This window comes from Clostridium simiarum, from assembly GCF_018919175.1.
GTDB classification, from domain to species: Bacteria; Bacillota; Clostridia; order Clostridiales; family Clostridiaceae; genus Clostridium_L; species Clostridium_L simiarum.
In genome coordinates, this window is sequence record NZ_JAHLQL010000008.1 from 127,508 (window position 1) to 140,693 (window position 13,186).

Below are 13,186 nucleotides of genomic sequence, written 5' to 3' on the forward strand. Positions count from 1 at the left end.
AAAGATGTAACAAAAGAATTATTATTTAAATACATCTTATGTTAAGGTTCAACACTTTACTAAATGGAAAAGTCTATATAGATTCAAATTTAAATACATCTTATGTTAAGGTTCAACTATAATATTTATTTCTTCCTCTTTAGCTTCTTCAATTATTTAAATACATCTTATGTTAAGGTTCAACATTTATTTATTTAGTTAGTTAAATTTATTTAATAAGTATTTAAATACATCTTATGTTAAGGTTCAACAAATATTCTTTAGACTTTTCTAAACCCCATTCTTATTTAAATACATCTTATGTTAAGGTTCAACGAGTGTTACAGATAAATAAAATCTCTGTAACAGACTATTTAAATACATCTTATGTTAAGGTTCAACCACTGTAGTTAAGCCATTCTCTAATTTCATTATAGCCTTTAACCTGTTGAAAATAAAGGGTTTCTCTGAAATTTTTCCAACCGATTTGTGTTTTTTCAAAAGTTAATAAAAAACATCCCTTAAACCTTGAATTTTCAATGGGTTAGATCATATTTTGATTAAGTGACGGTTGGAAAAAATAATGCTAAGTCAAAGGATTTTGGCATTATGTTCCAGCAGGAGGTTGGATATCAAGAGCTGATTATAAAATGAAACTCCTTCTCACTTTGTCGAAGGAGTACTCGAAGAGTAAGCGATTCACACAAGATTTTAAATCTTGGTTCTCTGCTTAAGTACATCCTATGTTAAGGTTCAACAAGAGAAGAAGGTTTAGTCAAGTTAGTCGGTATATAATTTAAATACATCCTATGTTAAGGTTCAACAAAGAAACTGCAATAACTTATTATAAAAACTTTGGATTTAAATACATCCTATGTTAAGGTTTAACTATGGCTTTTAGGGGTAATGGTGCTTATGTATATTAATTTAAATACATCCTATGTTAAGGTTCAACGATGGCTAATAGCCAATTAAGTATGTAGGAGGAAAATTTAAATACATCCTATGTTAAGGTTCAACAGGTAGGGAGTAAGTTTTTAATTAATAAGGGGTCACTATTTAAATACATCCTATGTTAAGGTTCAACCACTGCAGTTAAGCCATTCTCTAATTTCATTATAGCCTTTAACCTACTGAAAATAAAGGGTTTCTTTGAAATTTTTCCAACCGATTTGTGTTTTTAAAAAAGTTGATGAGAAATATCCTTTAAACCTTGTATTTTCAATGACTTAGAGGGTGTCTTGTTTAATTGGAGGTTGGAAAAATATAATGCTAGATTGAAAGTTTTAGAATGATATTCTAGTAGAAGGGTGTGAAGATCAAGAGTTGATTAGAAAATGAAACTCCTTCTCTTTTTGTAGAAGGAGTACTCGAAGAGTAAGCGATTTACACAAGGTTTTAAATCTTGGTTTTCTGCTTAAGCCATTCCTTATTTTCATTATAGCCTTTAACCTGTTGAAAATAAAGGGTTTCTCTGAAATTTTTCCAACCGATTTGTGTTTTTTCAAAAGTTAATAAAAAACATCCCTTAAACCTTGAATTCTCAATGGTTTAGATCATGTTTTGTTTAAGTGACGGTTGGAAAAAATAATGCTAAATCGAAGGCTTTTAGGATTATGTTCCAGTGGCAGGTTTTGGATATTAAGAGTTGATTAAATTAGAAAGTTAGAGGGGGAGGGGAGATTGAGATTTTTTCGATTACTCTGGCAGGAGCTAAGTTCTCTGCTTAAAGTTCAACCGAAGCAGACCATTATTAATTTTAATATAAGGACATGTTTTCATTCAATGCAATGTAGTTTAGACTTATACAAAAATAGAAAATTCTAAAGAAAAAAAGAATCCGTTTTGAATCTCATCGAGCTTCAGTAGCAATACCAATTATAATCCAATATGATTTCAATAGGGAAAAATCTCTTTTAGCATTAGATTATATATAGTATTATTTACATTTACTCTACACTATAGATTATGATAGTACTACTATAATCTATAGTGTATATTATTAAATGTTTATTTAACTGGTAATTTTACTTCAAAGATGGTCCTATTATCATCACTATAAGCTAATATAGTTCCTTCATGTAGTTCTATAATGTTTTTTGTTATAGCAAGGCCTAATCCTGAGCCGGTTATGGTGCTATTTCTTGATTTTTCCACTCTATATAATCTGTCAAATATATATGGTAAGTCTATTGATGGTATCGATTGACCATAATTTATAATTTGAATTACTGCCATATTTTCTTGGATTTTTGTTATTATATCAACATAGTGGCCATCTTTACCATATTTAATTGCATTAGATAATAAATTTTCAAAAGCTCTTACTAATTTTCCTGCATCTGCATTTACTATTAACTTATCATTTGAAAAATTAATCCTTGATTCCACATTTGCACTCTTAAATTGATATTCAAAATAAGCAACTACTTGCCCTAATAATTCCACTAAATTAATATCCACTTTATCTAGATTAATAGTGTTATTTTGCATTTTAGTAAGTTCAAACAAATCGTTTATAAGTAAGTTTAACCCCTTAGATTTTTCATAGGCTATATTAACATAATATCTAAGTGCCAGCTCATCTTTATATTGATCATTATCAATAAGCTCTAAATAGCCCATTATTGAAGTTAATGGAGTTCTTAAATCGTGAGAAACATTGGTTATCAAATCATTTTTAGTTTTCTGAGCGTTTCTTTCGGCTATTGTTATATCTTTAAGTTGTTTTGATATATTATTTATATTTTCTGCTAAATTTTTAATATCCCCTTTTGCATTAACCTGTATCACTCTATCTAAGTCACCATTAGCCATTATTTCAGTTTCATCTATAATAGCTACAAAATTTTTAGCTTTTCTATAAGTTATAATTAAATAAAATATTGAAAATAGAAGTAATCCAACTATTATATTAAAAGATTTACCGACTATTTCATACTTAGCCTTTCTCCAAAACGCCCAAAAATAAAGAGCAAATTCATTGTCAAATTTTACGTATAAATAGTTTAATATTTTCTTACTTATATATGCTGTTATGTAAGTTAATATTAAAGCAATTAATATATCTCCCAGTGATGATAAGCAATATTTATATAATCTTTTATTTTTCAATTTTGTAACCAACTCCCCATACAGTGTGAATTACCTTACTTCCTTCCATATGATGTTCTATTTTATCTCTAAGTCTACTCATATGTACCATAACGGTATTATTAGATTGATAATATCTTTCTTTCCACACTTTTTCAAAAATTTCTTCTGCACTAAAAACCATTCCTTTATTGTTAGCTAATAAGTATAAAATTTCAAATTCTCTTGCTGTTAAATCTACTTCAGTGTCATCTATTGTTACCTTGTGTTGCTTCTTATCTATAACCATTGACTCAATTCTTATTATATTATCTGAGAGTTGCATTTTAGTATTTAAAAAATATGCTCTTCTAAGTAACGCTCTTATCCTAACTGTAAGTTCTAAGTGATTAAAAGGTTTACATACATAATCGTCTGCACCGGTCATAATACCTTCTATCCTATCCATATCTTCTACCTTTGCACTTAGCATAAGAATTGGTATGCTATACTTTTCTCTTGCTTTTTTGCAAACTTCTAAGCCATCCATGTCTGGCATCATTATATCTAAAACCATTAAATTAACTTCTTCTCTTTCTAATATTTCTAAAGCCTCTTTTCCACGACTTGCCTTAAATACATTATATCCTTCATTTGTAAGGTTTATTTCTAACAAGTCTCTTATTTCTTTTTCATCATCTACTACAAGAATATTATTATTCATTTTCTCCTCCAATTATATAATTATTTACCTAAGTATTCTTCTAAGGTAATTTTATTATGATAAATATACTTAGCAGCTTTTTTTCCAACATATCTAATATGCCAAGGTTCATGTTCTATACCTGTTATACTTTGCTTTCCCTTAGGATATCTTATAATAAAACCAAATCTATAACAATTTTCTGCAAGCCAATCTGCTTCCTTTGTTCCTTCTACAAAATATCTATCTTTATTAGTAATGTCAATACATAATCCTGTTTGGTGCTCACTAAACCCTGGTTTAGCCACATACGCATCTGCAAGTTGTTTTCCTTGAGATTTCACTCTGCTATTGTATGTAACTGTTTGTGATTTATAAGATCTATAACCTGAGTTGCCAAATAATATTATTCCTTCACCTTTGGCTGTATTTATTAATTCTTCTAAGGGTTTTATAACAATTCCTGCCACATGTTTTTCTTCATCCTCTGATTTATTTGAGAATGGTATATTTGGTATGCTTAATCCTTCAGGTATATAATTTTTATTTAAACCATATTTTCTATTTACTAATAGTAGTTCTGGCCTTTCTTTAACATCAGTAGCTTGCACTAACTTATCTTTATCATTCAAGCTAATATTAAGTCCTTTAACGTTTGCATCCCCTAATTCTAGCACTTTATTTCCTAACATATACCGAAATACACAAATTATTATTACACTAAATACTAAGATCTTTTTAAACCTTTTTTTCATATCTTCTACTTCCCTTCTAATATGGTAAGTTCATTGTAGAAGACAGGGTTTACAAGAATTATAAAAAAACCTTACGAAATCTTAAGTTTATAAAAGCCAAGAACAAAATACACAAAAGAAAATAAAAACTAGTGAAGGAATACTATTGTTTCCTTCACTATGTTGTATTATATCAGAATATTAAGATATTGTATTTTTTGCCATACAAGCTTTAAATATTTCTACTATATTTTTATTTATGGTAGGATTCATCCTATATTAAGTTAACTTTTATATTAATGAAACTCCTTCTCTCCTTGTCGAAGGAGTAAGCGATTCACACCAAATCACAGATTTGGGTTCTCTGCTTAAATACATCCTATGTTAAGGTTCAATTCTATTATCGGTCGCCCTTAATGGTGGCGAAACACCATTTAAATATATCTAATTTGTCAGGAGCTAAATATATTCAATATTACTCATTGATTTTGATAAGAAAATGAAACTCCTTCTCTTTTTATCGAAGGAGTAAGCGATTCACACCAAATCATAGATTTGGGTTCTCTGCTTAAATACATCATATGTTGAGGTTCAACTTATAGATTCATCAATAGATTTTTAATAAGAAAATGAAACTCCTTCTCTCTTTGTCGAAGGAGTAAGCGACTCACGCCAAATCATAGATTTGGGTTCCCTGCTTAAATACATCCTATGTTAAGGTTCAACTAGGTTAGGATTTTATAATAGAGGTGTAAAATACAAATTTAAATACATCCTATGTTAAGGTTCAACGTAGCGAAGCTATGTCTAAATAGGTGTGGATATATATTTAAATACATCTTATGTTAAGGTTTAATAAAAGATTTATCAATTGATTTTGATGAAACTCCTTCTCTCTTTGTCGAAGGAGTAAGCGATTCACACCAAATCGCAGATTTGGGTTCCCTGCTTAAGGTTCAACCACTGTAGTTAAGCCATTCCTTATTTTCATTATAGCCCTTAACCTATTGAAAATAAAGGGCTTGTTTAAAATTTTTCCAACCGATTTATGTTTTTTGAAAAGTTGATGAAAAAAAACCTTTAAACCTTGCACTTTCAATGGCTTAGAGGGTGTCTCGTTTAAGGGGCGGTTGGAAAAATGTAATGTTAAATTGAAGGTTTTTGGGATTATGTTCCAGTGAGGATTTTGTTTATCAAGAGTTGATTAAAAAACTAAACTCCTTCTCTCTTTGTCGAAGGAGTAAGCGATTCACACCAAATCACAGATTTGGGTTCTCTGCTTAAATACATCATATGTTAAGGTTCAACCACTGTAGTCAAGCCATTCCTTATTTTCATTATAGCCTTTAACCTCTTGAGAATAAAGGGTTTCTTTGAAATTTTTCCAACCGATTTGTGTTTTTTGAAAAAGTTGATAGGGTATGCTCCTTAAGCTTTGTATTTTCAATGGCTTAGAGAGTGTATTGTTTAAGCAACGATTAGAAAAATATAATTCTAGATTGAAGGTTTTATAATTGAAGTATGGGATTTTGGCGGAATTGATGAGATTAGGAAATTAGAAGGGTAGGGGAGAGTGAAGGTTTTTCCAATTGCTTTGGCAGGAGCTAAATATATTCAATATTACTCATTGATTTTGATAAGAAAATGAAACTCCTTCTCTTTTTATCGAAGGAGTAAGCGACTCACGCCAAATCATAGATTTGGGTTCCCTGCTTAAATACATCCTATGTTAAGGTTCAACATTGTAATTCTTATAACTCTAATTACTACACTTAATTTAAATACATCATATATTAAGGTTCAACTACATTGTATCACGCCAATAATTATTTTAATTATCTATTTAAATACATCTCATGTTAAGGTTCAACCTGTAACCATAGCTAAAGCAGTATTATCCCCACTTTGATTTAAATACATCTCATGTTAAGGTTCAACTATGAATACTTACAGCGTATCAGCTGCTGGAGTAAATTTAAATACATCTCATGTTAAGGTTCAACTGCCATTTTGGAAAAGAATAATACTAACAGATAGTAGATTTAAATACATCTCATGTTAAGGTTCAACCCGTTGGATGAAAAAGAAATAGAAGTTATTTTACGATTTAAATACATCTCATGTTAAGGTTCAACAAATAAAAGGCGCTTATGCAGTAGTTGTTAAAGAATTTAAATACATCTCATGTTAAGGTTCAACCCAGGAAGGGAAATAGCTTTCAATAACTGCAGATAATTTAAATACATCTCATGTTAAGGTTCAACGGAAGTTATTATAATCCAACAGAAGACCAAACAAGCTATTTAAATACATCTCATGTTAAGGTTCAACTCATCTTCTAACCAAGCATAATTCCAATTTTCTTTCATTTAAATACATCTCATGTTAAGGTTCAACCTGCACTTGAAGCTTCAAAATACTATATTGAAAATAAATTTAAATACATCTCATGTTAAGGTTCAACATAAATAAAAATTTAAGTCTAGTTTTAATACAATCATTTAAATACATCTCATGTTAAGGTTCAACCACTGTAGTTAAGCCATTCTCTAATTTCATTATATCCTTTAACCTATTGAAAATAAAGGGTTTCTCTGAAATTTTTCCAACCGATTTGTGTTTTTTAAAAAGTTGATGAAAAACGCCCTTTAAACCTTGAATTTTCAATGGTTTAGATCATGTTTTGTTTAAGCGACGGTTGGAAAAATATAATGCTAAATTGAAGGTTTTTAGGATTATGTTCCAGTGAGGAATTTTGTTTGTCAAGAGTTGATTAAAAAATGAAACTCCTTTGAGGAATTTTGTTTGTCAAGAGTTGATTAAAAAATGAAACTCCTTCTCTCTTTGTCGAAGGAGTACTCGAAGAGTAAGCGACTCATACAAGATTTTAAATCTTGGTTCTCTGCTTAAGCGATTCACACCAAATCGCAGATTTGGGTTCTCTGCTTAAATACATCATATGTTGAGGTTCAACAAACAAGCGTGCCAGCGGGAGAAGATTTTAAATACTGTTTAAATACATCCTATGTTAAGGTTCAACAAGTAAAATTAAAAACAGACAAAAGAGCATATGCTTGGTTTAAATACATCCTATGTTAAGGTTCAACGGAGTTAGAATATATACTTTTATCATATCCTTCTAAGTTTAAATACATCCTATGTTAAGGTTCAACAATAATAAAATCGTAAAGATACTATAAAAATATACGTTTAAATACATCCTATGTTAAGGTTCAACCACTGTAGTTAAGCCATTCTCTAATTTCATTATAGCCTTTAACCTGTTGAAAATAAAGGGTTTCTTTGAAATTTTTCCAACCGATTTGTGTTTTTTAAAAAGTTGATAGGGTATGCTCCTTAAACCTTGTATTTTCAATGACTTAGAGGGTATCTTGTTTAATTGAAGGGTGGAAAAATATAATGCTAAATTGAAGGTTTTTGGGATTATGTTCCAGTGAGGATTTTGTTTATCAAGAGTTGATTAAAAAACGAAACTCCTTCTCTCTTTGTTGAAGGAGTAAGCAACTCACACAAAATCATAGATTTGGGTTCTCTGCTTAAATACATCATATGTTGAGGTTCAACTAAACAAGATAGGATCTATTTAGTGGACCTATGCAAATTTAAATAGATCATATGTTAAAGTTCAACGAAGATAGTAAGTCACCAGTTATAGGTGTATATTCATTTAAATACATCTTATGTTAAGGTTCAACTATGTGCAAATGCAGAGGATCAAGTAAGGACATCATTATTTAAATACATCATATGTTAAGGTTCAACAGCTGCAAAGAAAGAACAATATATATACAAGAATCATTTAAATACATCCTATGTTAAGGTTCAACAACGATGCGGATGAAATACTATTAGATTGTAGTTTATTTAAATACATCATATGTTAAGGTTCAACAAGGTTGTAAGCTCTGCATTGGATTTCTCCAGTGTATTTAAATACATCATATGTTAAGGTTCAACGAAGCAGCTAAGAAAGGGTATGAACCTGATCTTAGTAATTTAAATACATCATATGTTAAGGTTCAACAAGGCTATAGATTATGTTGAAATAGATGAAAAGGCAGATTTAAATACATCATATGTTAAGGTTCAACATATTAAGATTATCTAAAGTTGAACCAATGAAATCATTTAAATACATCTTATGTTAAGGTTCAACAATGCTCTTCTGCTTCTCTTTTGGTTAAAAACAGAGATTTAAATACATCTTATGTTAAGGTTCAACGAAGAAGCTAGATCATATTCTGAGGTAGAAAATTAATTTAAATACATCTTATGTTAAGGTTCAACTTGTTCTATTGTTGCTCCATGGTTGTCTTCGATAAAATATTTAAATACATCTTATGTTAAGGTTCAACGTCAATAATAATAGGAGACGTAATTAAAGAAACAAAATTTAAATACATCTTATGTTAAGGTTCAACAACTAAAGACATATTGTATAAACAAGCTTTAGACAAATTTAAATACATCTTATGTTAAGGTTCAACTAATGATATGGGAGAGGTTATAAGCAACTTAGATAGATTTAAATACATCTTATGTTAAGGTTCAACGGCTATTTTATCTGCATCATACTTACCCATATCATTTATTTAAATACATCTTATGTTAAGGTTCAACATAATATTAAGACTAAAAACAATAAAGACTATAGCAATTTAAATACATCTTATGTTAAGGTTCAACCACTGTAGTTAAGCCATTCTTTATTTTCATTATATCCTTTAACCTGTTCAAAATAAAGGGTTTCTCTGAAATTTTTCCAACCGATTTGTGTTTTTTCAAAAGTTGATAAAAAACACCCTTTAAGCCTTGGTATTTCAATGGCTTAGAGGGTGCATTGTTTAATTGGAGGTTGGAAAAAATAATGTTATATTGAAGGTTTGTAGAATGATATTCCAGTAGGAGGTTTTGGTTATCGAGAGTTGATTAGAAAATGAAACTCCTTCTCTTTTCATCGAAGGAGTAAGCGATTCACATCAAATCATAGATTTGGGTTCTCTGCTTAAATACATCCTATGTTAGGGTTCAACCAAGAAATATTAGAAAGAATTGTAAGGATAGAAAATTTAAATACATCTCATGTTAAGGTTCAACCTTAAGTCAATTGAACAGGGGAGTAGAACAAAGAAAATTTAAATACATCTCATGTTAAGGTTCAACTAACGGAAAACTGGAACTAAACATAGAATTTGATTGATTTAAATACATCTCATGTTAAGGTTCAACTAACGGAAAACTGGAACTAAACATAGAATTTGATTGATTTAAATACATCTCATGTTAAGGTTCAACTGGCATACTCATGCTTGTAAAAAACAAAGCACCATCATTTAAATACATCTCATGTTAAGGTTCAACACTTACTTGATCCAATGCCATACTTTTAAAAAACATTTAAATACATCTCATGTTAAGGTTCAACCAAATGGAAATAAGACTTGAGGAGTTATTAAATGCATTTAAATACATCTCATGTTAAGGTTCAACCTGGCAAAATGATGATGGTTATGCTAGCTGGGTTTGCATTTAAATACATCTCATGTTAAGGTTCAACCACTGCAGTTAAGCCATTCCTTATTTTCATTATAGCCTTTAACCTGTTGAAAATAAAGGGTTTCTTTGAAATTTTTCCAACCGATTTGTGTTTTTTAAAAAGTTGATAGGGTACGCTCCTTAAAGCTTGTATTTTCAATGGGTTAGATCATGTTTTGTTTAAGCGACGGTTGGAAAAATATAATGCTGAATTTAAGGTTTAAGAATTACATTACAGTAGGAAATTTTGATTATCAAGAGTTGGTGAGATTAGAAAGTTAGAATGGGAGGGAAGATAGAGACTTTTTCAATTATTTTCGCAGGGATAAATAGATTCATTAATTTTGATAAAAAATGAAACTCCTTCTCTCTTTGTGGAAGGAGTGCTCGAAGAGTAAGGGACTCACATCAGATCACAGATTTGGGTTCTCTGCTTAAATACATCCTATGTTAAGGTTCAACGACAACTTATTATTTTATTATTAAGTGATTCCCATAATTTAAATACATCATATGTTAAGGTTCAACGTTTCAGTTTTGCAGGAAAGCAGTTAAACTTTGTATTTAAATACATCATATGTTAAGGTTCAACAACAGGGAAGGATATATTAATTGTCCTTTCCACAAATTTAAATACATCATATGTTAAGGTTCAACAGTTAGAAGCCATGGGACTTATAGAAATAGATAGGGTATTTAAATACATCATATGTTAAGGTTCAACTAAATGGAGTGGCTCAAAAAAATGGCATAAGGAATGATTTAAATACATCATATGTTAAGGTTCAACCAAGAAACCTTATGTACCAGCTAGTAGTATTATATTTAAATACATCATATGTTAAGGTTCAACGAGTTATTATCAACCATTACTGCTAATCCTACTGATATTTAAATACATCATATGTTAAGGTTCAACGAAGTAGATAAATTTGCTTTAACTAATTCTATATAATTTAAATACATCATATGTTAAGGTTCAACTATCAATTGTGCTACAGCCATAATTGCAACCATTATTTAAATACATCATATGTTAAGGTTCAACCACTGCAATTAAGCCATTCCTTATTTTTATTATATCCTTTAACCTGTTGAAAATAAAGGGTTTGTTTAAAATTTTTCCAACCGATTTGTGCTTTTAGAAAATTTCATAGAAGATACAGTTTAAATCCTGTAGCATCAATGGTTTAAATCATGTTTTATTTAAGTGACGGTTGGAAAAAAATAATGCTAAATCGAAGGCTTTTAGGATTATGTTCCAGTAGGAGATTGGACATCAAGAGCTGATTATAAAATGAAACTCATTCTCTCTTTGTGGAAGGAGTAGGCGATTCACACCAAATCATAGATTTGGGTTCTCTGCTTGAATACATCCTATGTTAAGGTTCAACTTGTAGAAGAAGAAACAGGGGAGTCGGTAAAGTTGTAATTTAAATACATCCTATGTTAAGGTTCAACAAAGCTTCCTTCCATTTCAATAAAATGTACTTTTTATATTTAAATACATCCTATGTTAAGGTTCAACCACTGTAGTTAAGCCATTCTTTATTTTCATTATATCCTTTAACCTGTTCAAAATAAAGGGTTTCTCTGAAATTTTTCCAACCGATTTGTGTTTTTTTAAAATCTTATAAAAAACACCCTTTAAAACGTGAATTTTCAATGGTTTAGATCATGTTTTGTTTAAGTGACGGTTGGAAAAAAATAATGCTAAATTTAAGGTTTCTGGAATGATGCTTCAGTAGCAGGTTTTGGTTATCAAGACTTGATTAGATTAGAAAGTTAGAGAGGGAGGGGAGATTAAGATTTTTGGATTACTCTGATAGGAACTAAATATATCCAATATTACCATTGATTTCGATAAGAAAATGAAACTCCTTCTCTTTTCATCGAAGGAGTAAGCGACTCACACCAAATCGCAGATTTGGGTTCTCTGCTTAAATACATCTCATGTTAAGGTTCAACGTTATAAAATTCCTTTTGCTGTAAATAATTTAATATTTAAATACATCCTATGTTAAGGTTCAACAGTTAGATAGACATAATAAGGTCACATTTAATTAATTTAAATACATCTTATGTTGAGGTTCAACCACTGTAGTTAAGCCATTCTTTATTTCCATTATATCCTTTAACCTGTTGAAAATAAAGGGTTTCTTTAAAATTTTTCCAACCGATTTGTGTTTTTTGAAAAGTTTATAGAAAATACCCTTTAAACCTTGAATTTTTAATGGTTTAGATCATGTTTTGTTTAAGTGACGGTTGGAAAAATATAATGCTAAATTGAAGGTTTTTAGAGTTATATTCAAGTAGGAGGTTTTGGGTATCGAGAGTTGATGAAATTAGGAAATTAGAGGGACAGGGGAGATTGAGACTTTTTCGATTACTTTGGCAGGAGCTAAATAGATTTATTAATTTTGATTAGAAAATGAAACTCCTTCTCTTTTCATCGAAGGAGTAAGCGATTCACACCAAATCATAGATTTGGGTTCTCTGCTTGAATACATCTCATGTTAAGGTTCAACTTTTCCAATTTGTAATCAATTTCCTTTTCTAATACCTTATTTAAATACATCCTATGTTAAGGTTCAACGGTTCAGAAAAAGAGAGAAGAATAGAGTTTACACAATTTAAATACATCCTATGTTAAGGTTCAACTTATTATTATTCAGCAACTTATACCCCTAACGAAAGAATTTAAATACATCCTATGTTAAGGTTCAACAAGAACAATATGAAAAATTACTTAATAGTATCAAATTTAAATACATCCTATGTTAAGGTTCAACAAACCAATCTATAAAGTTGGAATGGACTTTGGATTATTTAAATACATCCTATGTTAAGGTTCAACTGCAATAAATAAAGTTTATAATAGTATAGTTAAGCTATTTAAATACATCCTATGTTAAGGTTTAATAAAAGATTTATCAATTGATTTTGATGAAACTCCTTCTCTCTTTGTCGAAGGAGTAAGCGATTCACACCAAATCGCAGATTTGGGTTGCCTGCTTAAGGTTCAACCACTGCAATTAAGCCATTCCTTATTTTCATTATATCCTTTAAAGTGTTGAAAATAAAGGGTTTCTCTGAAATTTTTCCAACCGATTTGTGTTTTTTTAAAATTTTATAAAAAACA

At 29.8% G+C, this 13,186-nt stretch carries 3 protein-coding genes and 8 CRISPR repeat arrays (1 of these 11 only partly in view); all 3 genes read right to left on the bottom strand.

From position 1 onward, the window contains the following. Positions 1-382: a CRISPR direct-repeat array (repeat unit 30 nt) (it extends 237 nt beyond the left edge of the window). 325 nt (positions 383-707) lie between these two features. After that, positions 708-1,066: direct repeats of the CRISPR family, unit length 30 nt; unit sequence ATTTAAATACATCCTATGTTAAGGTTCAAC. Between the two features lie 923 nt (positions 1,067-1,989). Genes KQI89_RS16440 through KQI89_RS16450 form a run of 3 tightly spaced genes read right to left on the bottom strand, consistent with a single transcriptional unit; the run spans position 1,990 to position 4,509 of the window. Then, on the bottom strand, positions 1,990-3,093 hold the full coding sequence (locus tag KQI89_RS16440) for a sensor histidine kinase (RefSeq protein WP_216458008.1): 1,104 nt from the start codon (positions 3,091-3,093) through the stop codon (positions 1,990-1,992). Next, positions 3,083-3,775, bottom strand: coding sequence for a response regulator transcription factor (locus KQI89_RS16445; protein WP_216458009.1), 693 nt, complete (start codon positions 3,773-3,775; stop codon positions 3,083-3,085). Before KQI89_RS16445 ends, KQI89_RS16440 begins: the two co-directional genes overlap by 11 nt. A gap of 20 nt (positions 3,776-3,795) precedes the next feature. Then, complete coding sequence (locus KQI89_RS16450; RefSeq protein ID WP_216458010.1) at positions 3,796-4,509, bottom strand: M15 family metallopeptidase; 714 nt, start codon at positions 4,507-4,509, stop codon at positions 3,796-3,798. Between the two features lie 1,690 nt (positions 4,510-6,199). Beyond that, positions 6,200-7,018: a CRISPR direct-repeat array (repeat unit 30 nt). Positions 7,019-7,432: 414 nt separating this feature from the next. Beyond that, positions 7,433-7,727: direct repeats of the CRISPR family, unit length 30 nt. A gap of 316 nt (positions 7,728-8,043) precedes the next feature. Continuing rightward, positions 8,044-9,196: direct repeats of the CRISPR family, unit length 30 nt; unit sequence ATTTAAATACATCCTATGTTAAGGTTCAAC. A 316-nt stretch (positions 9,197-9,512) separates the two neighbouring features. Then, positions 9,513-10,067: direct repeats of the CRISPR family, unit length 30 nt. Positions 10,068-10,476: 409 nt separating this feature from the next. Beyond that, positions 10,477-11,093: a CRISPR direct-repeat array (repeat unit 30 nt). A gap of 1,449 nt (positions 11,094-12,542) precedes the next feature. Next, a CRISPR array of direct repeats spans positions 12,543-12,967; the repeat unit is 30 nt; unit sequence ATTTAAATACATCCTATGTTAAGGTTCAAC. Positions 12,968-13,186 lie beyond the last annotated feature (219 nt).